This is a genomic window from Methylotenera sp., assembly GCF_030684185.1.
GTDB lineage: Bacteria > Pseudomonadota > Gammaproteobacteria > Burkholderiales > Methylophilaceae > Methylotenera.
Window position 1 is genome coordinate 169,494 of record NZ_JAUXOY010000014.1, and the last position, 24,659, is coordinate 194,152.

A 24,659-nucleotide genomic window follows, 5' to 3' on the forward strand; every position below is an offset into this window, starting at 1 on the left:
TGAAAGCTTAGGCAAATTAATAATGTTAAAGTGGTTAATGTTAAGGGAGCGATGAGCTCCTTTTTTGTTTTCTGAATTAGGCTAGAATTACCTATAAATATTATATAAGCAGATAATTTTGATTCCAGAAAGCTTTATACAAGAGCTGCTCAATCGCGTCGACATTGTTGATGTGATTGATAAGTGCACGCCGTTAAAAAAAGCGGGTGCTAATTATTCTGCTTGCTGTCCATTTCACAATGAAAAATCTCCCAGTTTCACCGTAAGTCCAACCAAGCAGTTTTATCATTGTTTTGGTTGCGGAGCACATGGCACAGCAGTTGGATTTTTAATGGAGTACCAAGGGTTAAGTTTTGTTGAGGCTATCAATGAGCTTGCCAGAATGGTAGGCATAATCGTTCCTCAAGAAACGCGTGACCCTAACAAGCCTGCACCCAAGGTGGTATTGGGTTTGCAAGAGTCATTGCAAGAGGCTGCTCAATATTACAAAACAGAACTTAAAAAATCACCCCGAGCGATTGATTATCTAAAAGGTCGCGGCTTGAGTGGGCACGTGGCGGCTAAGTTTCAGGTGGGATATGCCCCTGCAGGTTGGCAAAATTTGCAAAGTGTTTTCCCTCATTATGAAAGTGAAACGCTTAGTGTTGCTGGCCTGGTGGTTGAGAATGAGCAGGGGCGTCGCTATGATAGATTTCGTGACCGCATCATGTTTCCGATTCATGATCAAAAAGGCCAGGTGATAGGTTTTGGCGGAAGGGTGATTAACCCGGAAGATACGCCCAAATACTACAACTCACCCGAAACCCCGCTCTTTCAAAAAGGCCATGAACTTTACGGCTTATTTTTGGCGAGGCGAGCGATACGCGATGCTGGTCGTGCATTAGTGGTTGAGGGTTATATGGATGTGGTGGCTTTAGCTCAATATGGGATTGAGTATGCGGTCGCGGCTTTGGGAACCGCAACCACGCCTTTTCATATTGCCAAGCTTATGCGGCAAACTGATGAGGTGGTTTTCTGTTTTGATGGTGATAATGCCGGACGCACTGCAGCATGGCGCGCTGCCATGAATGCGTTACCTGCATTGACGGATGGTTTGAAGCTTTCATTCTTATTCTTACCTAAAGAGCACGATCCAGATTCATATGTACGTGAGTTTGGTAAAGAAAAATTTGAGTCGGAAATCAAAACGGCGATGCCGCTTTCGCAATATATTTTAAAGCATTTAAGTGAAGATAATCCCTTGCAAAGCCAGGAAGATAAAGTGAGATTTCTTAATGAGGCTGAGCCGATTATGCGGCAAATCAGCGCGCCGCGTAGTGCGATGTATTTGCGAAAAAAAGTGGCTGAACTGGCGCAGTTATCGGTCGATGAAATGCAGAGCTTGCTTAAACTGCCTGGCCTTAATAAGACACCGGTTCAAGCGAGACCAAAACTTACACGCACAACAAATTCGTTGTATAAGCGTTTTTGCTTAACCATGCTGATGCAGCCTGCGCTTGCGAGTAAAGACGATTTGTTATGGATAGTAGGTCATTCGGATGATGAAATATTGTTAAGGCAGACTATTGAAACTTGTTTAGTGCACCCTCATTCTAAACCAGTAGTGATTATGCGTGAACTTGAGCAAAAAGTAGATGCAAAAATCATGCGCGAGTTAGAGCATGAGCTCAATGCACTCGACGAAACGTTGGATTTAGCGCAAGAACTAGTGGGAGCAAGACAGCAGTTACAGCAAATTTATTTGCATAGAAATGAAAATGAATTGTTGGCGAAAATTAGCGAAAAACCATTAAGTGCGCTGACTGATGGCGAACGGAACTTACTTAAAAGTTTAGGAAGCAAGCCCAAGTCAAAATAGGGTTAAATTCTGCTATAATAGAGGGTTACAGAAATCATACTCACCATGAATGTTTGAAAACATGGTGGGCATATATTAGAGGTGTGTCATGGCAAGACCGAAAAAGAGCGATCAGGTCGCTGAGAAAAAGAAAATCGATTTTGTGAGCCCTGAGCTGCAGGAGGCGAATGCGGAAGAGCGCCGCTCACGCCTGAAATCGTTAATTGTATTAGGTAAAGAGCGCGGCTACTTAACCTACGCTGAGATTAACGACCATCTGCCTGATGATGTGCAAAACTCTGAGCAAATCGATGGCATTATCGGCATGATTAACGACATGGGTATTCAGGTTTATGAAGAAGCGCCTGATGCTGAAGTATTGTTGATGTCGGACGCACCTCCAGCGGTAACAGATGAAGATGCTGTAGAAGAGGCTGAGCAAGCCCTTGCTACTGTAGATTCTGATTTTGGCCGTACGACTGATCCTGTGCGTATGTATATGCGTGAAATGGGTACGGTTGATTTACTTACACGCGAAAGTGAAATTGAAATCGCGCGTCGTATTGAAGATGGCCTAAAGCACATGGTGCAAGCGATTGCAGCGTGCCCGACAACGATTGCAGCTTTGCTTGCATTGGTTGATAAAGTTGAGAATGATGAATTAAGTGTTGATGATTTAGTGGATGGTTTGATTGACTCAGATGTGGGAGCTGTAGCGGCTGAAGCGATAGAATCTGCAGATGAAGAACCAGAAGATGATGAAGTTGGTGAGGACGAAGATGAAGATGGTGCTAAAGCGGCTGCTATTTCAGCAGAGGCATTGGCTAAATTAAAAGAAGAGGTTGTCAATCGTTTTACAATCGTTCGCGCAGCAAATAAAAAGATGACTGAAATCTTGCCTGTTAGAGGCTCGCAAGATCCTGAATATCAAGCACTTTTATCTGAGATTTTAGTTGAGCTTACTGCTTTCAGGTTTTCACCGAAACAAGTAGAAGGTTTATGTGATCAGGTGCGAGATTTAGTCGAAACTGTACGTGGACATGAGCGTAAAGTTTTAGATTTTTGCGTAGAAAAATCAGGCATGCCGCGACTGTATTTCATTAAGTCATTTCCTGGTAACGAAAGTAACTTGAATTGGCTTGCTGAAGAGCTCAAAGCAGATAAGCCTTATATCGAAAAGTTAACACGCTACAACCATTCTATTTTAGACCAACAACAACGATTGATTGATTTGGAAGCCAACGTAGGAATTCCTATTAAAGAGCTTAAAGAAATCAATAAGCAAATGACCACAGGTGAAGCGCGTGCACGTCGTGCTAAACGCGAAATGATTGAGGCCAACTTGCGATTAGTGATATCTATCGCTAAAAAATACACCAATCGTGGTTTGCAGTTCTTAGATCTAATCCAGGAAGGCAACATCGGGTTGATGAAAGCCGTTGATAAATTTGAATATCGTCGCGGTTTCAAGTTCTCAACCTATGCAACATGGTGGATTCGTCAGGCAATTACTCGTTCTATTGCTGACCAAGCGCGTACTATACGTATTCCTGTACATATGATTGAAACGATTAATAAAATGAATCGTATCAGCCGCCAGATTTTACAAGAAACAGGTATAGAGCCAGACCCGGCTTTGTTAGCAGAAAAAATGGAAATGCCTGAAGACAAGATTCGAAAAATCTTAAAAATCAGCAAAGAACCGATTTCTATGGAAACGCCGATTGGTGATGATGAAGATTCACATTTAGGTGACTTTATTGAAGATGGCCAAACATTAGCGCCAGTAGATGCAGCTATATACGCCAGTTTACGTGATGCGACGAGTGAAGTGCTTGAGTCACTGACGCCACGTGAAGCTAAGGTGTTACGCATGCGCTTTGGTATTGAAATGAATACAGACCATACGCTGGAAGAAGTAGGCAAGCAGTTTGATGTAACTCGCGAGCGCATACGCCAAATTGAGGCGAAAGCGTTACGTAAATTACGCCATCCGACACGCTCAGAAAGACTGCGTAGCTTTTTAGAAACAGGACAAGATTAATTAGTCTTGATTTTAAATCTTAGTTTAAAATAACGTCTTTAAAGGTTTCGGCCCCCTAGCTCATGCTTGGTTAGAGCAGCGGACTCATAATCCGTTGGTGCTGTGTTCGACTCACAGGGGGGCCACCAAAAAATCGGCTTGCATGATGACGTCATGTAGGCCTTTTTTCTTTTGCAGTACAATAGGAGTTGAGAATGTATAACGCATTAGTACTCGAATATCTAAAGAAGCACGGACAAAGGCTCGATAGAGAGATTGCCAAAGAAACAGGGATTTCACTTACCCAAGTACGCAGCGCAATTTCAGAGCTGGAGAGTACAAAGTCGGTATCTAGTTGCAGCGTTACAAATTTTGAAGATGGTGTAGCAACTGAGGGGATGTTATGCCGAATTTCTGGCTATATTCCCCCGGCAGCACCAGGTAGAAAACCTGGAGTGTAGAGCTCTGTGAGGTATGTATAGAACAGAATGGTTTATTTTCTTCATGACCATATGCAACACTATAATCCGTTTGTCGCTAGTTAGACCCTCGCATGCCTTAACAATATTCAGGGGTTCTGCTGGCTCGTCAAGTCGGTTTGAATACCCTCGATTTATTATCATTCTACCGAAGTCTTAATAATTTCTGCTTGATGTCTTATGCCTGGTCCTGAAAATGAGGGTTAGCTACTATTAGATACAATGGAATTTCACGAATACTCCCCTCCAGCAATGATAGTAGTTTTAGAAACCCGTCATAATTTCTAGTTTAATATGCTATTCCGCTAGCAAAGCAAAGCTATAGGCCTATGGAGACAGTATCAATTGATTTAGAGATTGGGTACCGACCATCGCTGATATTTTGGCAACTAAGGTGGCGAGGTGTTCTCGATTTTTTGAGGCGTAATATCGCTTCTCCATTTCATTAACAAGTACATCAATCCTTGTTTGAACTTAGAGTGCTAATCTTTCAGGTCATCAAGGGGTTGTGATGCCTGTTGATTCTTAAATATTCACGCATTGGCTGAAGTCAGATATGCGTAACACTCAATGCTCGACATGCTAATTTTTTAATTAAATTGCATTTATATTATTAAGCAAATATTGCGCTTGTGTTTGCACTGCGGAGATATCTTGCCCACTTAATCGATCTATATTTTTAGCCATTAACGCGGTGCGTGGGTTGCGGCTAAAGGTGTAGTAATGCGTAATTAGAAAATTCCAATAAAGTGTGGTGGTTGGGCAAGCATTTTCGCCCATTTTTAGTTCTGGCTTATATTTACACTGGTTGCAATAGTTACTCATGCGATTAATATAGGCGCCGCTGGCAACGTAGGGTTTACTGGTAAAGCGCCCACCGTTTGCGTATAAAGCCATTCCTGCCACATTCGGCAATTCTACCCATTCCACGGCATCAACATACACGGCCAAATACCATGCCTCAACCTCACGCGGATTAATCTCTGCCAAAACACCAAACATGCCAGTCACCATTAAGCGTTGAATATGGTGCGCGTAGCCAAGTTTCATGGTGTCATTTACCGTTTGCCGCATGCAGTTCATGTGCGTTTCACCAGTCCAATACCAGTTTGGCAATGAGCGTGTGTGGTCATAATGGTTGCTCTCTCCCATTTGCGGCATATCTAGCCAATATACGCCGCGTATAAACTCGCGCCAGCCTAAAATTTGCCGAATAAAGCCTTCTACACTTGCTAATGGTAACGCCTTAGTAAGTGGTGATTGATGTTTTTGGTAGGCAAAAACCGCCGCCGCAATCACTTCGCGCGGGTTTAGCAGTTTTAAATTGAGAGAGGTAGAAAGCAGCGAATGCCATAAATACGGGCTTTGGCTGCTATTGTCTGATTGCCACATCGCGTCTTGATGGGCGCCAAAATTTGCTAACTTATTTTTGATAAAGTCATCTAGAAATATAAGTGCCTCCGCACGCGTCACAGGCCAAATAAAGTTTGCCAAACTTCCTGGGTGATTAGCAAAACTCTGCTCGACTGTATCAATAACAGCTTGGGTAACTTCATCAATATTCACTTGAGGCGCTATGGGCACATTTTGAGGGCCTGCTTTATTAAAGCTTTTGCGGTTTTCAATATCGTAATTCCAAGTACCGCCGACGGGCTCACTACCCTCCATTAGCACACCATATTTTTGGCGCATTTTGCGATAAAAAAACTCCATACGAAGTTCTTTTTTTTGCAATTTTTTACCATCTGTCGCCCAATGCTCAAAATCGGCTTTGCTGCACATAAAATGGGTATCATCGCGCAAAGATAATGGTGTGTTCATTGCTTTACATAGCCCGATTAAATCTTGCTGAATGCGATATTCTCCTGGCTCGCATACAATCACTCTTTGTGGTTTTAATGTTGCGATTTGGTGTGCCCAAGCAGCTTTTAACGTTACAAAGTCATGCTCACCCAGTTTTAAGTAGCTGCTATGTAAGCCGCATGAATACAGTCTTATAAGTGCCTCATAAAAATGACGCATAGCTGATAAAAACAGCACAATTCGAGCTTTGTGGCTCCAAACCTGTGTCGCTTCATGGCGCACTTCAACCATTAAGATAGCATCTTGTGAAGCATCAAAGCCTTCTAGCGCTGGATTATCAAAATTTAATTGATCCCCCAAAATCAAAATTAGGTTTCGTGTCATTACTTAACTTTTGATATTTTTCGACACTTGTCAGAACAATATTTGATGGAATCCCAGTTTTTAGCCCAAGATTTACGCCATGACATATTTAAGCCGCAGTGTGCGCATACTTTGCTTGGTAAGGTACTTTTATGGCCACTAAATTTAGATTGATTCGTCACTTGATAATGATTTTATTAACGGATTGTAGTGAAGTCTGATCATGCCGCTGATGGCGATGCAAAGACTGAGAAGTAGGAAATAACTGCATAAATATTTATATTTAATGTAAGCCTAAATACCTACTGCTTTATTTCTTGGCCATCAACATATGAGCTTTTGTATTTAACGCTGCCGTCTTTGTTCCATACGGTTTCTACACCTTCTTTTTTGCCATTTACAAAGTGAGCTTGTGCCCTCATTTGGCCGTTTTCATACCACTGAGTGAAGCTGCCGTGCTCGCGTCCCCCTTTGTAATTGGCCTCTAGCTTAAGTTGTCCACTTTCATACCATTGGTTCCAAACGCCATCCTCTTTGTCATCTACATAGTTAGTTTGAATATGTAAGTTGCCATTGACGTACCAAAATTTTTCTAAGCCTTGTTTTTTACCCTTTACAACATTCACTTCGTATTTAGGCTTGCCATCTGCATGCTGTTCTTTTTGAGTTCCAGTAAAGTTTTTATCAAAAATTGTTTGTGCAATTGAATTAGTGCTAAAAATTGTAAAAATTAAGCTAGATAATATTAGGTTAAGTGTTTTCATAATCATGTTGATGAGTTAAATAGATAACTTAAGATACAAAATTAATTTATTTGTTCCGTGTATTATTTTATTAATTATTTAAAAAGAAAAGCCTAGTAATCTGGTGAGTGAAAATACCGATGATTTTTTGGTCACAACTGATTGTTTTGAATATTTTAAGGTAAGAGCGAAGTAGGACTTTGTACAAAAATGTTCGGCATAGGTGTCGATTTTAGTGTAAATAAAAATTAAGCCTAAAAATAACTTACAATTCTTTAGTTTTTTGGCGTGATAGTAACCACTCGCTTTCACTCGTAATCCGTTGGTGCTGTGTTCGACTCACAGGGGGCCACCAAAAAATCGGCTTGCATGATGACGTCATGTAGGCCTTTTTTCTTTTGCAGTACAATAGAAGTTGAAAATGTATAACGCATTAGTACTCGAATATCTAAAGAAGCATGGACAAAGGCTCGATAGAGAGATTGCCAAAGAAACAGGGATTTCACTTACCCAAGTACGCAGCGCAATTTCAGAGCTGGAGAGTACAAAGTCGGTATCTAGTTGCAGCGTTACAAATTTTGAGGATGGTGTAGCAACTGAGGGGATGTTATGCCGAATTTCTGGCTATATTCCCCCGGCAGCACCAGGTAAAAAATCTGGAGTATAGTGTTGTAAACTGTAAATAGAAGAGAGTGGTTAATTGTAATTCATGACCGGTAGCGCTAATAGGCTTAATGTGAGACTAATACTAGTTAAAATTATCAGACACTTGCATCTCTAAAAGTTGGAAATTAGAACATATCTTGAAATGGTTTAAACGTATATTAGTTCTAATCGGGCTGCTGCTTGCACTTGCGGTGGCCTTACCGTTTTTTATTTCATTAAATGATTACATTCCACGAATTGAGAGGGAGGTCTCGGTTAAACTCAAAGAACCAGTAACGATTAAAAGCATCAGATTCGCTTCATTGCCAACGCCGCACATTAGTGTAGATGGAATTTCAATCGGCACAACCGAAGATATTATCTTAGGCAAAATAGTGGTGACCCCGGATATTTTTTCATTACTGCAGTCTCATATTGTCATCAAGAGTATCGAAATTGACTCTCCGGTAATAACGCAGAAAGGGATTGATAAACTTACAGAATGGAGCAAGGCAGATGCCGCCCATTCGCCGCAAGAGCCAACGCAATATAGGGTCGAGAGCATTCGTTTGAGTAATGCACTTATGAATTTTGACAAGAAGAGTTTCGGGCCATTTGATGCACGCATTAACCTAGATAGTAATGGCAAGCCAGAAAATGCTTCTATTACCACTCCAGATGACACGCTCAAAATCTTTATCAAGCCCGATCAGTCAAACTATCTGATTGATGCAAGTGCAAAAAAATGGACTTTGCCAATTGGGCCACAGATCGAGCTTGATGAATTGAGTATCAGGGGTGTTGCAACAATCAAGGATATCGAATTAAGTCAAATTAGTTGCAAGCTATACGGAGGAACAGTCAATGGCAAAATCCTCTTTAGTTGGCAGAATGGATTTAAACTCAGCGGAAATCTTAACATTAGCCAAGTTGAGATGCAGAAGATAGCCTCTATGCTATCTTCTAAAACTCACATTAGCGGAAAACTTGATGCAAAACCTGTTTTCTCCGCATCGGCAGGTACCGTAGATAAAATGATGAATACGCTGCATATGGAAACTCATTTTAATGTTAAAAACGGTGTGCTGTACGGTGTTGATATTCAGCAAGCTGCAACTCATCTAATCAAGAAGGGATCTTCAGGTGGAGTAACCCGGTTCGATCAATTATCCGGCCATCTTGTGATGGCCCATAGAGGCTACAGTTTTACGCAGCTTAAGATTGCCTCTGGCACGTTGGCTGTTGAAGGCAACGTCGATATCTCACCGAAAAAAGATCTGTCAGGACGCATAAATGCTCAGGTCAAAGCGGTTGGTATGAGTACCACTGTGCCGCTCAACGTTGGAGGGACAATCGACTCACCCTTACTTTATCCTACAGGCGCGACCATTGCAGGCGCTGCGGTTGGAACTGCCATAATGGGGCCAGGGGTAGGCACTTCTGTAGGGGCAAAAGTTGGAGGATGGGTCGGAAATTTGTTCGGCAATAAGAAGGAAAAAAAATGAAAAAATAGCGGTCTTTTTATCACAAGTTAGTTGATTTAGTTGGTTTTAAAGCAGTAATAGCGACTTTTGACAGATGCTAAATAATACTAAAGGGTTATGTGTAAACGTAACCCTTTTTTCTTTGACTTTAATCTGCTGGTACATCATCAGCATATTTTCATCATAGCTTTTTTGGTAGTTGAACTAAGCGCAGCCACCTTAATCATACTGGTGTATTTAAGAGACAGTCGCAGAGTTTTTTGTAGTGATTTAAACATATGGATTCAGTTTGAAAAGAATAATTTTTATTGTTGCGGTTGTACTAATCCCAATTTCTTTGGGGTGGCTATACCTTATTGAAAGCCAAGGTAATGAAGTTTTAAATAATGAAATTACCTTGCTTGAGAGGGCTGGTGATCAATGTGTCGGCATCTCTGAAAGGGCTATAGCGGCAATGGCACCTGTTGTTGAGTTTCAAAAGTTAGAGCTGATAAGTCGTCAGGCTAATGTACTTAAGCAGTGTATGAAAGACCATGGTTTCCATGAGAGTCTGGTTTGGAAAAAATATGCTGAACCCTTAGCGAATTTGAAAGCCGCAAAAGAGGGAATTTCTGTTGATGAAGCGCTGGAGAGTATTAGAAGAACTGATATGCAGAATTTTAAGCCCAAAAACCAAAAGCCACAGTATTGGGCGCGCTTAAATTGATTGGCACTTAGAACTTGCAATATCTGAATATTGGCTTTCAGAATAAAGCTCTAATTCTATTAAGGCTAATCTTAATTAAGATTAGGTATCAATATGAAAAAATATTATTTGTTTTTAATCATTACCTTTTATGCTCAAAGTTCATTCGCCCAGCCTGATATAGTAGAACTCCTAGCGCTTAATGATTCATTGGTACAAGTTTCTGTAGATCTGCCTAATGGCATAACTGGTAATGGTTCGGGAGTGGTAGTAAGTAAAGAGTATGTAGCAACCAATTGCCATGTTTTAGCTAATGCCAAAGGCGCTAGTATCACAAAATACCGTGATGGATATAAACCTATCGCTATGAAGGCCGACTGGAAACATGACTTGTGCTTGCTGAAATTTGATGGTTTGCCATTCAAACCTGTAATAATGCGCGATAGTAAAACCTTGCAATATGAAGAAGAGATATTTAGTCTTGGTTACCCAGTTGGAAATAATGTACCACAGCCTTCATTCGGTAATATTAAAGGCTCATACCCTTTAGATGGCAGCGTGATTATTAGAACTAATGCTGCTTTTGCAATGGGTTCAAGCGGTGGTGCTTTATTTGATCAACAGTTTAATTTAATTGGGATTACTAGTTTTAAAAGCCCTGGTTCACAAGGTTACTTTTACAGTTTGCCCGTCGAATGGATAAAGCGCCTTTTTGACGCACCCGATATATTGTCATTAAACACTAATGACACACCATTTTGGGCGTTACCTTTAGAAAAAAGACCTTATTTCATGCAAATCGTCATTCCTTATCAGAATCATCAATGGAGTTCATTAAAAAAAATCGCGCAAGCTTGGACGATACAGGAGCCTAAGTCTGCAGATGCATGGTATTTTCTGGGATTGGCGGAAGAAGGAGGGAACGAAATTGCATTAGCAAAAGAAAATTTCGGTAAGGCACAAAAATTAAATGAGCGTCATTTGGACGCTATGATTGCTTTGTCCAAAATTGCATATTTGCAAAATGACTTGAGTTCTCTTGAAAAACTCAAAGAGAAAATAGGGTTGATTAGCCAAGTGCAAGGTGAAATAATTGCGCAAAAAATTAGTGATTTAAAAAATCATTAATTAATCACTGCCCCGTAAAAGTGAAAAATTAGAGATTGAATATCTATATCAATAAAAAAATTTAATTATTCGTGCGCAAAGTGTGGCTTTTTAGCACAAGAATGCCCAGTTATAGTGGGGGAAATTATAAATTGACGAATCAATCAAAATCATCAGCATCGTGAGATACTAGAATTTCTGGAGATTTTACTGGCTCTGCTTCATATCCGGCCTTCTCTAATTTAATTCTATATTCACAAGATGGAAGATGCCCCTCTAGCCTACCGTTGATAATAGTAGTTTCTACTTTGCAGTGAACACAACGATACTTGTGCATTTGACCCTCTATATGTTCCTGAGGGTAATCTATGTAGTAAAGTTTTTTCATTATTTGCTTCCTTCAATATAATGATTACCTTAGCTAGTATACCTATCAACGCCTAAAAAGAGATATATGAAAATTATATTAAAAAAATTTGCAAACTTATTAACCATTGCTACAACCATATTTTTGGTTGTTGGACTTGGATATGCGGTCGTAAAAAATCAGCCCATAGGAGATTTGATTTCAGAAATTGCTTTTTGTTATTTAACAGTTGCTGTTTTCAACTATTTTATATTTGGTGCGGCTACATTGTGGCATAAGAAAAGTGATATGTAACGGCAATATGGGTATAGGCTTTTTAATTTTACGGTCAATATTGACTAATAAACCTTGCTTGTTGCGGTGTATCAATCATTAGAATTTTGACGCTCGTAGGATTGTCAACAAAAAGCTCACATATGTGAGCTTTTTGTTGATTATTTTAGGTTAAAAGTTATGCGTGTATTGCATGCTTAGAATATTAACGTTGCTATCGTATTTGCCTTTAATGTGGCCGTTACCAGGTGTAGCGGGTGTAGTAGGAGAAGTGGCTGTTTGATTATCATCAATTGAGGCATCCTTAATAAATAAATGCGAGTATCCCACATCTAGTTTTCCGCTAGGCGTTACCTGCCAGCCTGCACCCAGTGATAACCACTTTCTATCATTGCCAGGAATACGTGCGGTTCGGAACTGGTCACTAATTGCTTCTTGATCATACGCTAAACCTACACGCAGTTTGATGTCATCGCTATAGTGATAGTTTGCGCCAATGGAGTAACGCATGGTGTTTCTCCAGTTTTCTGGTGTGACTGAGTCAGGTACGGCATTTGCAAAATCTATACGTAATTCTTTAAAGCGGCTCCAGCGTGTCCATGTCACGTCACCCATTAAATCCCAGGTGTCATTTAAGCGACTAAATGCACTGACGGAAAAATTTTCTGGTAGTGAGACGGCTGCAGTCACGTTGGTATTAAGCGGGGCATATGTAGACGTTGATTTTCCCTCTAAATGTTGATTGACTTTAGAGCGATAAGCTACGCCTACACGAGTATCTGCAGTTGCTTGGTAAATAGCACCAAGATTTACGCCGAAACCCCAATTATCGCCTTTAATCTTTACGCTAGGTTCTGCAACGCCAAGATTCACGGCACGAGTAAGCTCCGCTTGTGCCCACATAGCAGAGATTCCAACGCCTAAAGAAAGCTGATCATTCACTTTAAAAGCAATTGCAGGATTGATGTTAATTGTTTTAAGCTCAGATTTAATCGCTTGAAAGCGACCAATCCAAGTTGGGTCATATTCCGTTTTTAAGCCAAAAGGCGCATTCATGCCTATGCCAAATTTTAGGGTGTCGGTTAAATCCATTTTGTAGTAAAAATTAGGTACAAAAGCTAAATCTCCTGCATCGCCACCTTCGCTACCTAATGGTCTGCCGCCACCTCCAGCGACAGATTCTTTATTATTAAACTCTGCACTAGGCTTAATAAGGTGAATCGCACCAACAATTTGTGTGCCTTGAATATAAGTCATGCCCGCTGGGTTAAAAAATATTGTACTTGCATCTTCGGCTACTGCACCTCCGCCAGCATAGGCGTTGCCCATGCCACTGGCGCTTTGCTCAATAAGCGCGAACCCCGCAGCTTGTGCAGCGATTGGAGTGGTAAAAATCACAAAAGATAACAATATTTTTTTCATAATATTTAGGGTTTCGTAAAAGAAAGATTAGTGGAAAACAAAAAATAACATATCAAAATACTTTTTTATACAAATTTGTAACAATTTGATTAAAACATATAATGTTGCAATTTTCCAACAATTCAAACTATAAAAATATAGTTAAATAAAATCATTTAGTTGAGAGGCATAATTTTTAAGCCTATAGTTGTAATCATTCATTATTCTTAATCAATAACAATGTCAATTTAAGGGGGTTAGTATGAACACTATTGTAGATTTCCAGCAATTCAATAATGCAACATTGGAGCAAGTAAGAACACGATTTGAAGAAGAGTTTGGTGTAATGACTTACTTCATGAACCCTGCACCTAGACCCTGCTTTAACAAAATTTGCATGTCGGAGTTACATCAGAGCCAAACAAGTTTAGAAAAGATGCAAGGTGAAGTTATTGCGAATGGCAAAGTAAGTCAGGCTAACTATTTGGTTCTTGCTTCTGATATACCTGGTATATTTAATTTAGGTGGTGATTTGTCAGTTTTTGGAGATTTAATAAGAGCCAAAGCTCGTGATCATTTACTAGCCTATGCTAAATTATGCGTAAATAATGTTTGGACTTTTTATAATATGCAGGCACCAGTGACCACTATATCCTTGGTGCAAGGTCAGGCTATGGGTGGAGGTTTTGAGGCTGCACTTGCGGCACATATCATGGTGGCGGAAAAGAGTGCATTGATGGGGTTACCAGAAGTGCTGTTTAACTTATTTCCTGGTATGGGCGCATTAAGCTTTTTGTCTCGTAAAATTGGTATGCCAGCGGCAGAAAAAATGGTGCGTTCTGGCAAAATTTATACTGGTGAAGAATTGTATCAACTAGGTGTGGTAGATGTACTGGCAGAAGATGGTCAGGGTGAATATGCGCTTAATAATTGGATAAAAAAGCATCATCGTTCGCTTAATTCTTTTCAGGCGATAAATCGTGCGAAACAGCGCGTGAATCCGCTTACCATCGAAGAGCTTTATGATATTACTGAAATTTGGGTTGATGCTGCACTGCGTTTAGATGAACGTAATTTAAAAGTCATGGAGCGTTTAGTGCGCGCGCAGAACACAAAAGTAAATTCTGATGTTGCTCATATACATGAAAAGCAATCTGCTTAAGATGAGTTATTTATTCAAGGCTGCCTCAGGACGCTTGAGGTAGCCTTCTATGGCAATGGTCAGTTGAGAAAAGTCATTATTTAAAAACTCCAACATTTCAAGTATTTGCGCTGAGTTAGTTGATGCATTTAACTTACCAAATATATCTACGGTAGCGGCTAACTGCGTGGCGCCTACACTTAAACTATTGCCTTTTAGGGCGTGGCAGTAATCTTGTAGTGCACCATACTGTTTTTGTTTAACAGCAGTTTCTATTTTTGTAATCTGTTTGCCAGAATCAGACAAATAGTTTCTGAGCAGTCTATGCATAAACAAATCATCGCCTGCACCAATTTTTTCCAGTTCTTTTAATGTATGTAAATCAAGCGCGGCATTATCAATTTCTAGCGCATGCTTAATGCTAACCGGGCTGTTAAGGGCATTGTTCATCCACTGCGTGGCCGTATTGGGCGCCAAGTTTAGAATACGCTCTATAGTGTTAAATAAAGTGGCGGCATCAATAGGTTTTGTTAAGAATGCGTCGAATCCTGCATCGCTAGCCATTTCTCTGGCAGATAAGGTTGCATCTGCCGTAAATAGAATAAAGCGTGTGTCATGGTCATTTGGTTGTGTAAATCTATAAAGCTTTAATGCATCTGCACCGTTCATACCCGACATGTTTAGGTCGGTGATGACAAGGTCAAATTTTCTTTGCTCCAAGACATCTAGCATTTCATCGCCATTGCTCACAATCTCAACTTGATGCCCTGGCAGGGAAAGTAGGCGTGTGATGATTTTTTGGTTGGTACTTTCATCTTCACATACTAAAATTTTAAGCGATTTAGCTATTGTGCTTACTTGCGCTTTGCTAATAGGATCTATTGAGGCAATTGCTGGTTTTTCAGTGCTTTGCTCATTAGGGACAGATCCTTCAATGGAAGCTTTATCAAGATTGATTTTTTCTAATGTGAGTACAAACCAAAAGTGACTTCCGACGCCTTCAGTACTTTGAAAACTTAGTGTGCTGCCCATCTCTTCAACCATATGCTTGGCAATAGTAAGCCCTAAGCCGCTGCCGCCAAATTTACGTGTTGTGGATGAATCTGCCTGGGTAAAACTTTCAAATATTTTATTTTGTTTGTCGGCAGCAATGCCAACGCCAGTGTCGGCTACTTCAAAACGAACGGTTGTGTTTTTTGAGTCTTCTTGCAATAGTGCAGCTGATATGGTTACGCTACCTTCTTGCGTGAATTTAATTGCGTTACCTAATAAATTAGCCAGCACTTGTCGCAATACAAAAGCGTCACCTTTAAGTGTGCCTAGCAAGTCAGAAACGCTGGCTCCTAATTGGATGCCTTTGCTGTTAGCTTGAGCTTGGAAAATTTCCAATGTCTCGTATACCGCTTCTTTTGGCGAGAATGGGATATTTTCAACAGTGAACTTACGTTCTTCAATTTTTGTAAAATCCAATACATTATTGAGGAGTGAAAGTAATAATTTTGAAGAACTTTCTAAGGTTTTAAGCAGGTCTTTTTGATCTGCATTGAGCGGGGTGGTTTTAAGCAGAGTACTAATACCAACAATCCCATTCAGCGGTGTGCGAATTTCATGACTCATATTCGCTACAAATTGCGTTTTTGCAAGGTTGGCCTCAGCTGCTCTAACACTTTCAATTTCGGCTCTATGACGTGCCTCATGCATCCGCTCAATCAATTTAGCAACATAGATAGGCAAGGCAATTAGCATCAAGAAAAAACCATAGACAATAGGCTGGTGCAGTGACCAAAAAGGGTTAACTTGTGTGGCAATTAAAAACCCGGCAATACTGATAGCCTGTGCATGGTATAAATAATTTTTTCCAAAACGGAAGCCGTTTCCAAAAATCACCCATAAATAGACGCCTATCAAAACAACGCCTATATCGCCGGCTAGTGCTAAAAATGCTGAAGTTCCAATAATGTCAAGCCAAGCGCCTAATAATTTTCTAGCAATAGATTTTTTCTCCCCCATACTTACGACAACTAATAAAATGAATGCGGCTATTTCATAAATTATTAGGCAATAAAACCCTATAATTTCTCCCCGCATAATATTTTCACTAAATGCAAAAGAAAAAAGTAAATATAGGGTGAATATGGTGCCAATAGCTAGTCTTGTCGTCGCTTGCTCAAGCTCCAGCGGGTCGCAGTGAGTAGCAGCATTTTTGTACCAATTTTTGAGTAATAACAGCATATTTGAGCCTTAATTCACTAGCGCTTGGCTGTAGTGATGTTTGCTTTTTTCCAGTAAATTTTTAGCAATTGTTGCTAGTTCTTGTGTTTGTGCCGGTTTTGTTAAGCATGCGGCAACGCCAGCAGTAATCAGTTCTTGATGGATGCTTTCATCTTTAAGTGCAGTCACGACAATAATAGAGCGCCATAGGTCATGGCCTGCACTTTTAATGGCTTGTACAAACTGCATACCGTTCATTTGGTGCATACGAAAATCAGTAATAATCAAATCCACTTGTTTGTTTTTCATCCATTCCAGCGCTTCAACCGGGTCGGTCATTTTCACAATTTTGAGATTCATTTTAAGTGACTTTATAATCGCCGCATGTATATCCAATACCGTTGACTGGTCGTCAATCAATAGGGCTGTCTGTCTAAATTTTGCTGCACTTCTTATATTGCTTACACTCATAGATATTGCTAACGCTCATAGATATTGCTAATTGTGGCTGTAGTTATTCTGAAGTCGTTGAGTTTTCAGAATGAATTTTTTCAAAAATACTCCGAATTCTTATCATGGCGTTGACTAATTCAGGGTCAAAGTGTTTGCCGCTTTCATCGCATATATATTTAAAAGTCTGATCGAAGCTCCATGCTTGCTTATACGGGCGTATGCTGGTTAATGCGTCAAATACATCAGCAATCGCTACAATTCGTGCAGAAAGCGGTATCTCGTTGCCTAAAAGCCCGCTTGGGTAGCCTGAACCATCAAAGTGCTCATGGTGAGATAGTGCAATTTCGCCCCCCTTTTGCAGGTATTTAGAAGGGCTGTCTTCCAAAATTTTAAAACCTACATGCGGATGTCTGCGCATTATTTTGAGCTCTTCATTATCTAAAGAACCTTTTTTAAGCAATATAACGTCAGGCGTGCCAATTTTTCCAATGTCATGCAAAGGTGCAGCAAGTTCGATGATTTCTGCTTCTTCTTCATCCAGACCAATCGCATCTGCCAACGCTCGGCTATATAATGACATACGCTGTAAATGCATCGCCGTGTCATAATCTTTGTGTTCACCAGCACGTGCAAGCCTCATCAAAGTTTCTTTTTCACGTGCTTTTATATCTGCAGTCGCTTCATCTACAAGGCTTTCAAGCAAAATACTTCTATTTTGCAGCGTAATATGCTGAACATGCATGGTCAGTAAGTTTTTGCTACGGGCTACGCATTCGTGCATATCGACAGGCTTGTTGATGAAGTCAGTCACGCCAGCATCTAAAGCTGCGTAACGCGTTTCAGAGTCTTTTTTAATGGTGATCATCATGACTGGAACAGATGTGTACTCAGGCAGCAGTTTCAGTAAACGGACAAACTCGATACCATTCATTTCAGGCATCAAGTAATCTACAAATACCAAATCTGCTGTATGTTCAGCTGCCCAGTCCAAAGCTTCTTCAGGATTACTTTTTTCTGCAACGCTGATGTTGGGATTGATACTTTTAACTACTTGCGCAAGTATGGCCCGACTTGTTGATTGGTCATCAACAATGAGTACTGAGCAGTCATCAAATGAATCTATATTTATCACTGGTATTTATCCTGTAAAAAGCCATTTAATACATTAGTTTCAACTAGATAAGCAATATTTACGCCAATTTCATGAAAACTTACAAATTGTAAATTTATGTAAAATATAATATAAAATTATCTAAGTAAATCAATAGTTAAATGGAGTAAATGATAATCTGAGTACTATATGCTCTTTAGAAGAGTTGAGTATTTTTGTTATTGATGTTGAGGTTAATTGTCAAACTTTCGACGATTAAGTATTTAATTTTGACACATTCGACGATTGATTAATAACTGGATCTAATAAAAATATCACCTTCTGGTTTTAAGTCAAAAGCAATACAAATACGTTCTTCATTAGAGTTAAAGGGGATGGTGCGGTGAAATAAGGAAGATGGGAATAATACAATGTCGCCTACACTTGGGGTGGCAATGCCCACTGGGAAGTTATTGTGCTTTTGTGGATAGTTGTCACCGTGTAAGCCATATTCAAAACAACCTTCGGTAGGGTCTTTTTTGTCTTTTGGCAGGACGAGATACACCGCTCCGCTAATCCAACCCACTTCATGGATGTGTCTATCTACATAGCCGCCACGGCGTAACCTGACGTACCAGGAACTAGTAAATTCCAGCTCATTCGGAAATGATTTAATGAGTTCGCAATCGGCGCCAGCAAAACGATTTTTGTAGTTGAGGAACTCTTGTTTGACTATTTCGCCTAATCGTCTAAAAGAAGCCTCAGGCCGTTTGAATAAATTGCCAGCTGATTGCTTGCCATTGATAATCATGCCTTGTGCGCGCACTTCAATGGCGGTGTTGTCGATGTCATTCAGTAAATCTTTAAGAAACTGGCTATCTGGTTCGGCTAATTCCGGAATGCTTTTTTGATAGACAAAATCAAAGCCGTTTTTGCAGAAATTATAAGTGTCTTCTACGCCAAAATTGGTGGCATAGTGCGTGGACAATGTGGCTAAAAATGGCGCGTCATGTTTTTTATGGGTGCTAGCAATGTTGTCTAATTTGTTTTTAAAGTCGTCAAAGTGTTCGGCTTTATAAGTGCAGTAAAGTGCGCGTTCTTGCCAGTCATCCAGCTTTGATTTTTCAAAATAAGTGACTGCTTCATCAAAACGCCCGGCGAGGTAACAAAATTCGCCCATATTGTAATTGGCACCTGGATGGCCAGGATTTAGCTTAAGAGCATCTAGGTAACTTTTAATGGCATCTTCCATATTGCCTTGGTCGCGTAAACATTCCCCTAAATAATTGTGCGCATCTGCGTAATTGGGAAACATGCTAATTGCATGTCTAAAATGCGAAATAGCTTCGTCTAGTTTGCCTTCGTCTCTTAATGCGGTGCCCAGATTAAAATGACCTCTAGGGTCTTCATGAATATCAAGTGCTTTGCGGTAGCTTTCAATCGCTTCTTCAAGTCGACCTTGTTTTTGCAGGACCGTACCTAAATTGCCGTGCGCTTCAAAAAATCGAGGTTGTAATGCAATGGCTTTGCGGTAGCTTGTTTCTGCTTCAGGTAATCTATCTACATTGGTTAAATCAATGCCTAAATTGAAAAGAAGGTCGGGCATATTTGGCTGAATAGCGAGTGCTTTCGTATAACTTTCAACCGCGTCAGCAAACTTAGAAAGGCCATCCTGAGCAATCCCTAAAATCTGATAAAGAATAAACGTGTTAGGGTAGTGAGCCACCAGTTTTTTTGCGGCAGATTCGGCTTCTGCAAGTTTGCCAGCATTAAACAGGTTTAAAACTGGCTGCATCTCTAATTGACTGGGTTGCTTGGTGGTGGACTGTGTTTGATTTGCCATGATAAGGGGCCGCTTAACTTGTAATGAGTACATTTTAGATTAAAACTAATCATTACGCATTTGTAATCTTGTGGCCATCTGGCGTAAAAACATCATCGCCACTTTAGGTTCATCTAACAGCAATGTTTCAATGTTGTCTGGGTAGATTAAAACTACGTCAGCTTGTTCAGAGGTGACGATAGCGTCCGCATTTGCTGGCGAGTTTGAAAGCAGCGCCATTTCGCCGAAATATTCACCAGCCTCTATTGTGTTGATGATCTTGCCTTTTCTAACAATCTGAACTTGCCCATTTACCAAGTAGTGCAAGTTGCGTGTTAAATCCCCCTGATTAAATATGTGCTCGTTTTTTTGATAGCTTTTACCGTAGCGTTGCATCAATTTATCTAAGTAGTTGGATTCTGGTTTGGATTTAGGTGACTGTGCATTTTGTGCTTGATCTGTAAAGAGCCCTTTTAATATGAGCACATCTTTTTTTCGTAAAGTGGCAATCAGCTCGGTGCCTAGCAAAAAAACAATAAAGTTAACGTATAGCCAAGTAATTGAAATGAACAAATTTTTCATGCTGCCAAAAACAGAGCCGTATGATTCGTTGATGGATAGAAACAAAGTAAACGCTGGTCGCATCAATAACCAAAGTACAGCGGTAAACAGCGCGCCAATAAAAATATGCTTTATATATAAGCGAACTGGGAAGAAAGCAAAATAGAATACTGCAATCAGCAAAGTGGTTAGCATTAGCGAGGCTAATGTAGCTAAAATTTCATATTGAAACAATTGATTGTTGGCTACTAAAAATGCAATGATTTTCTCCAGCATGTGGCCGGCAAAGGTAAATAAAAAAAACAGCAGCAACACACCCACCACTGCAATCATGTCTTTTAATTTTCGACGAATGAATGAGGGCGCTTCAACCAGCGTTGCAATCGTATAAAAAGTTGAGCGCATAGCCCCCGCCAGAGGCGTAACCGCCCATAGCAAAACTAACAGCCCTGCTGCACCCCAAGCAGCCTTGTGTTGAGATACGTTATACACTTCTACCATAATTGCGCTGCTAAACCTGGGTACTAAATTACCCATAATAATTGCGAGCTTGACCACCGCATAGTCGGAGCTAAATACCAAATGGCTGATTGTGAAGAACATTAACAATACCATCGGAATGAGTGCCAGCATGGCGTAAAAAGACAGTGACGCGGATAAGCCAAATGTATTATGCCGTCGAATGGCGCTGAGCATTTCGCGCAAGACGAATAGTGGCGTGCTATAGCGTTGCTTAGCATAAGCACTGCGTGGCTTGTTGATTGCGTTTTGCAGACTGTAAGTTAACTTATGCTTACTAGGTTGTAATTCGCTATCTGGTTTATCGGTAAGTGGATTTTTTTTCATTAAAGTAAAGTTTAGCGCAACAGTGGAAATTGACTATAAGTTTTAATATTTAAGCTGAAAAAAATCTTAGCTTAATGCTTGAATTTTTCAGTCGCAGCAACAAGTGCAGAAGTGATGCCAGTCTCCATTGCAGAATGCCCCGCATCTTGAATGATTTGAAATTCGGCATGCGGCATCGCGCGACTAAGCTCCCATGCTGTAATAGGTGGGCAAACCATGTCATACCTGCCCTGAATTATCTGCGTTGGCATGTGCGCTAGTTTTGCTTTAGCTTCTGCAAGTAAATCACGGTGACCTACAAAGCAATGATTCTGTATGTAATGAATTTGTACTCTAGCGCGCGCAAGTTCAGTCTCCCCATTGATTTCACTGTCGGCTTTGGAAGTGCTTACGGAAGCTGGAGTTCTTGGAAGTAAACTCATGATGCTGCCCTCAAATGCATTCCAGCGAATAGCCGCAGGAATATTTACATTGATATCATCGGAAGAAATAAGTTGTTCGTAAGCTTCTAAAGGGTTATGTCTTTTGTTGTCTGGAAGGTAAGCGCATAGCGCATCCCAAGATTCAGGAAAAAATGTCTTAACCTGCCCCAAAAACCAGCTTAACTCGGAAGGCCGGCTTAAGAATATACCGCGTAATATCAATCCTGTTACTCGCTGAGGAAATGCCAACGCGTAGCAAAGAGCTAGGGTGCTACCCCAAGACCCGCCAAACACCAGCCATTGCTTAATCCCTAATATAGCCCGAATCGCCTCAATATCATTGACCAAATCATCGGTGGTATTTTTTTCTATAGAGCCTTGTGGTTTACTGCGACCACAACCGCGCTGATCAATTAAAATAATACGGTAATACGCAGGGTCAAAAAAACGGCGCTGTGTCGGATTGCAACCGCTACCTGGGCCACCATGTAAAAACACCACAGGCACCCCGGTTGGACTTCCACAAACTTCATAATAAACTTCGTGAGAATTGCCTGTATTTAAGGTGTTTGTATCAAAATAATCTATTTCCGGGTATAAGTTGTAAGTTTTATTTTGCATGGCAAAATTTATCTTTCTATTTGATTATAAATGATTTTTTTTAAATATTAGCATTAACTATCATTCGTCAAAACACTTATTTGTATAAAACATGAACTAATTGTAAGTAAATTGTAACTAATGTATTGCAATTCGTGTGTGACTAGAATATAGTGCTGTACGCACATGAAAATGTGATGAGAAATAAGATCAATTAGTTGCTAAAAATTTGAGAATACATCAAAACTTTAGTGGGTAAGAGAAATTATTTATAAACCCTTAGTAGTTCAACTTTGGAGATTAATATGCAAATCAACAAGATCAAATTAGCATTAGGTTTGGTTGCAGGTCTGTCAGTGGCAATGCCAATGGTAGCATCAGCAGCAGCAGACCAAGAAGCAGCAATGAAAGATGCAAACAACTGGGCTCACCCACGTGGTCAGCACAACAACCAAGGCTACAGCGCTTTGGCACAAATCAACAAAGGTAACGTTAAAAACCTTAAAGCTGCCTGGACATTCGCAACCGGTGTAAACCGTGGTCACGAAGGTTCACCAGTAGTTGTTGGTAACATGATGTATGTACACACAGCGTTCCCAAACAACGTATACGCACTTGATTTAAACGACAATCAAAAAATCGTTTGGTCTTATTTCCCAAAACAAGACCCATCAGTACAAGCTGTTTTATGTTGCGATAACGTTTCACGTGGTTTAGGCTACGGCGACGGTAAAATCTATCTACAACAAAATGACGGCAACATGGTGGCTTTAGACGCTAAAACTGGTGCTAAAGTATGGTCAGTATTGGTAAATGATCCAAAAGTTGGTGCTACAAACACTAACGCGCCACACGTGATTAAAGATAAAATCATCACTGGTTGTTCAGGTGCTGAGTTCGGTGTACGTTGCTTCTTGGCAGCTTACAACGCTAAAGACGGTTCATTGGCATGGAAAGCTTACTCAACAGGCCCAGATGCTGAAGCGTTGATTGGTGAAGGCTTCAATAAAGATACACCTGAGTACAGTGCATTGTCAGTTTACCAAGACGTAAACGGCGGTAACAAACAAGGCGGTTCTTTCAAAATGATTCCTAATGACCAATTGAAAATTGGCGAAAAAGAATTAGGTACACGCACATGGTTGAAACCACAAGCGGTTAAAGATGGCTGGCAACATGGCGGCGGCTCAACATGGGGCTGGTGGCCGTATGATGCAAAAACAAACTTGGTTTACTACGGAACAGGTAACCCATCAGTTTGGAATCCAGATGTCCGTCCAGGTGACAACAAATGGTCTATGACTATTTTCGCACGTGATTTAGACACTGGTATGGCTCGTTGGGGTATGCAAATGACTCCACATGATGAGTGGGATTATGATGGTATTAACGAAGTAATCTTGTTCGACAAAGGTGGCAAAACTTACGCTTGGCACCATGACCGTAACGGTTTCGCTTACACTTGGGTAGCTGAAAGCGGTAAATTAATTGCTGCTGAAAAAGTACACCCATTCGTAAACTGGGCCACTGGCGTTGATTTGAAAACTGGCGTGCCAAACAAATTGGCTTCAGCTTCAACTCACCAGGATTACAATGCTAAAGGCGTTTGCCCAGCTGCATTGGGTACTAAAGACCAACAACCAGCGGCATACTCACCAAAAACTGGTTTAATGTATTCTCCATTGAACCACGTATGTATGACATACGAGCCAGTTGAGTCTAAATATGTTGCTGGTCAACCTTGGGTTGGTGCGACATTGACTATGTTCCCGGGTCCTGACGGTGTAATGGGTGGCTTTGCTGCTTATGACCCAATGACCAACAAAAAAGTATGGTACAACAAAGAGAAATTCTCTGCTTGGGGTGGTGCTTTAACAACTGCTTCAAACTTAGTGTTCTTCGGTACTTTAGATCGTTGGTTCAAGGCTGTTGATGCACAATCAGGTAAAGAACTTTGGAAATTCCAAGTAGGTTCTGGCGTGATTGGTAATGCATTCACTTACGGTCACAAAGGTAAACAACACGTTGGCGTGCTATCAGGTATCGGTGGCTGGGCTGGCGTTGCAATGAACCTTGGTATGACTAACCCAACAGACGCTTTAGGCGCTGCGGGTGGTTATGCAGAACTAGTTAAATACAACGCGGCTCCTGGCGGCGGTGCATTATCAGTATTCGCACTATAATTTAGTTGAAAAACTGGTTATAAGTTAATACAAGTTAGTTCAATAAAACACCTCGCTTCGGCGAGGTGTTTTTTTATGTCTGTAGTAATTCTGTAGTAATTCTGTAGTAATTCTGTAGTA

At 40.6% G+C, this 24,659-nt stretch carries 21 protein-coding genes and 1 tRNA gene; 11 read left to right on the forward strand and 11 right to left on the reverse strand.

Annotated features, from left to right (window positions below):
* Window positions 1–118 precede the first annotated feature (118 nt).
* From dnaG to Q8J82_RS03485, 4 genes are all read left to right on the forward strand, one after another.
* On the forward strand, window positions 119–1,858 hold the full coding sequence (gene dnaG / locus Q8J82_RS03470) for a DNA primase (RefSeq protein ID WP_305327772.1): 1,740 nt from the start codon (window positions 119–121) through the stop codon (window positions 1,856–1,858).
* Between the two features lie 88 nt (window positions 1,859–1,946).
* Entirely contained in the window at window positions 1,947–3,881 is a 1,935-nt protein-coding gene (gene rpoD, locus Q8J82_RS03475; protein ID WP_304891809.1) for an RNA polymerase sigma factor RpoD, read from the forward strand.
* Window positions 3,882–3,930: 49 nt separating this feature from the next.
* A tRNA-Ile gene (locus tag Q8J82_RS03480) sits at window positions 3,931–4,009 on the forward strand.
* A gap of 66 nt (window positions 4,010–4,075) precedes the next feature.
* Complete coding sequence (locus Q8J82_RS03485) at window positions 4,076–4,321, forward strand: FaeA/PapI family transcriptional regulator (RefSeq protein WP_304909528.1); 246 nt, start codon at window positions 4,076–4,078, stop codon at window positions 4,319–4,321.
* Window positions 4,322–4,933: 612 nt separating this feature from the next.
* On the opposite strand, the gene Q8J82_RS03490 is transcribed toward Q8J82_RS03485, so the two are convergent.
* The 3 genes from Q8J82_RS03490 to Q8J82_RS03500 form a co-directional block, all read right to left on the reverse strand.
* The gene (locus Q8J82_RS03490) at window positions 4,934–6,526 is read right to left on the reverse strand and encodes a cryptochrome/photolyase family protein (protein ID WP_305327773.1); all 1,593 of its coding nucleotides are present in this window, start codon (window positions 6,524–6,526) and stop codon (window positions 4,934–4,936) included.
* Window positions 6,526–6,687: a DUF2256 domain-containing protein gene (locus Q8J82_RS03495; RefSeq protein ID WP_304909526.1), complete on the reverse strand. Its 162-nt coding sequence runs from the start codon at window positions 6,685–6,687 to the stop codon at window positions 6,526–6,528. The genes Q8J82_RS03490 and Q8J82_RS03495 overlap by 1 nt, the downstream gene beginning before the upstream one ends.
* A 120-nt stretch (window positions 6,688–6,807) precedes the next feature.
* Window positions 6,808–7,269, reverse strand: coding sequence for a toxin-antitoxin system YwqK family antitoxin (locus Q8J82_RS03500; RefSeq protein WP_305327246.1), 462 nt, complete (start codon window positions 7,267–7,269; stop codon window positions 6,808–6,810).
* 400 nt (window positions 7,270–7,669) lie between these two features.
* On the opposite strand from Q8J82_RS03500, the gene Q8J82_RS03505 reads away from it, so the two are divergent.
* The 4 genes from Q8J82_RS03505 (at window position 7,670) to Q8J82_RS03520 (ending at window position 11,190) form a co-directional block, all read left to right on the forward strand.
* On the forward strand, window positions 7,670–7,915 hold the full coding sequence (locus Q8J82_RS03505) for a FaeA/PapI family transcriptional regulator (protein ID WP_304909525.1): 246 nt from the start codon (window positions 7,670–7,672) through the stop codon (window positions 7,913–7,915).
* Window positions 7,916–8,051: 136 nt separating this feature from the next.
* Window positions 8,052–9,398: an AsmA family protein gene (locus Q8J82_RS03510; protein ID WP_305327774.1), complete on the forward strand. Its 1,347-nt coding sequence runs from the start codon at window positions 8,052–8,054 to the stop codon at window positions 9,396–9,398.
* Window positions 9,399–9,666: 268 nt separating this feature from the next.
* Window positions 9,667–10,083, forward strand: a complete 417-nt coding sequence (locus Q8J82_RS03515; RefSeq protein WP_304892046.1) for a hypothetical protein — start codon at window positions 9,667–9,669, stop codon at window positions 10,081–10,083.
* 93 nt (window positions 10,084–10,176) lie between these two features.
* A complete protein-coding gene (locus Q8J82_RS03520; RefSeq protein ID WP_304892047.1) occupies window positions 10,177–11,190 on the forward strand; it encodes a serine protease in 1,014 nt (337 codons plus the stop codon).
* A 139-nt stretch (window positions 11,191–11,329) separates the two neighbouring features.
* On the opposite strand, the gene Q8J82_RS03525 is transcribed toward Q8J82_RS03520, so the two are convergent.
* Window positions 11,330–11,557, reverse strand: a complete 228-nt coding sequence (locus Q8J82_RS03525) for a hypothetical protein (protein ID WP_304909428.1) — start codon at window positions 11,555–11,557, stop codon at window positions 11,330–11,332.
* A gap of 66 nt (window positions 11,558–11,623) precedes the next feature.
* Here Q8J82_RS03525 and Q8J82_RS03530 point away from each other — a divergent pair, with 66 nt between their 5' ends.
* Window positions 11,624–11,830 (forward strand): hypothetical protein, encoded by a 207-nt coding sequence (locus Q8J82_RS03530; RefSeq protein WP_304892048.1) that lies wholly within the window; start codon window positions 11,624–11,626, stop codon window positions 11,828–11,830.
* Between the two features lie 150 nt (window positions 11,831–11,980).
* On the opposite strand, the gene Q8J82_RS03535 is transcribed toward Q8J82_RS03530, so the two are convergent.
* Window positions 11,981–13,231 carry an OmpP1/FadL family transporter gene (locus Q8J82_RS03535; protein ID WP_305327775.1) on the reverse strand — a complete coding sequence of 417 codons (1,251 nt, stop codon included), beginning with the start codon at window positions 13,229–13,231 and terminating at the stop codon, window positions 11,981–11,983.
* A 241-nt stretch (window positions 13,232–13,472) separates the two neighbouring features.
* Here Q8J82_RS03535 and Q8J82_RS03540 point away from each other — a divergent pair, with 241 nt between their 5' ends.
* The gene (locus Q8J82_RS03540) at window positions 13,473–14,372 is read left to right on the forward strand and encodes a crotonase/enoyl-CoA hydratase family protein (RefSeq protein ID WP_305327776.1); all 900 of its coding nucleotides are present in this window, start codon (window positions 13,473–13,475) and stop codon (window positions 14,370–14,372) included.
* Window positions 14,373–14,378: 6 nt separating this feature from the next.
* On the opposite strand, the gene Q8J82_RS03545 is transcribed toward Q8J82_RS03540, so the two are convergent.
* From Q8J82_RS03545 to pip, 6 genes are all read right to left on the reverse strand, one after another.
* Entirely contained in the window at window positions 14,379–16,583 is a 2,205-nt protein-coding gene (locus tag Q8J82_RS03545) for an ATP-binding protein (RefSeq protein ID WP_305327777.1), read from the reverse strand.
* Between the two features lie 9 nt (window positions 16,584–16,592).
* Complete coding sequence (locus tag Q8J82_RS03550; RefSeq protein WP_305252654.1) at window positions 16,593–17,033, reverse strand: response regulator; 441 nt, start codon at window positions 17,031–17,033, stop codon at window positions 16,593–16,595.
* A 43-nt stretch (window positions 17,034–17,076) separates the two neighbouring features.
* Entirely contained in the window at window positions 17,077–18,147 is a 1,071-nt protein-coding gene (locus Q8J82_RS03555; RefSeq protein WP_305327778.1) for an HD domain-containing phosphohydrolase, read from the reverse strand.
* A gap of 268 nt (window positions 18,148–18,415) precedes the next feature.
* Window positions 18,416–19,948, reverse strand: a complete 1,533-nt coding sequence (locus Q8J82_RS03560) for a tetratricopeptide repeat protein (RefSeq protein ID WP_304909519.1) — start codon at window positions 19,946–19,948, stop codon at window positions 18,416–18,418.
* Window positions 19,949–19,993: 45 nt separating this feature from the next.
* On the reverse strand, window positions 19,994–21,334 hold the full coding sequence (locus Q8J82_RS03565; protein ID WP_304909518.1) for a YhjD/YihY/BrkB family envelope integrity protein: 1,341 nt from the start codon (window positions 21,332–21,334) through the stop codon (window positions 19,994–19,996).
* Between the two features lie 71 nt (window positions 21,335–21,405).
* The gene (gene pip, locus Q8J82_RS03570; protein WP_304909517.1) at window positions 21,406–22,377 is read right to left on the reverse strand and encodes a prolyl aminopeptidase; all 972 of its coding nucleotides are present in this window, start codon (window positions 22,375–22,377) and stop codon (window positions 21,406–21,408) included.
* Between the two features lie 284 nt (window positions 22,378–22,661).
* On the opposite strand from pip, the gene Q8J82_RS03575 reads away from it, so the two are divergent.
* On the forward strand, window positions 22,662–24,539 hold the full coding sequence (locus Q8J82_RS03575; protein WP_304909516.1) for a PQQ-binding-like beta-propeller repeat protein: 1,878 nt from the start codon (window positions 22,662–22,664) through the stop codon (window positions 24,537–24,539).
* The last annotated feature ends 120 nt before the right edge of the window (window positions 24,540–24,659 follow it).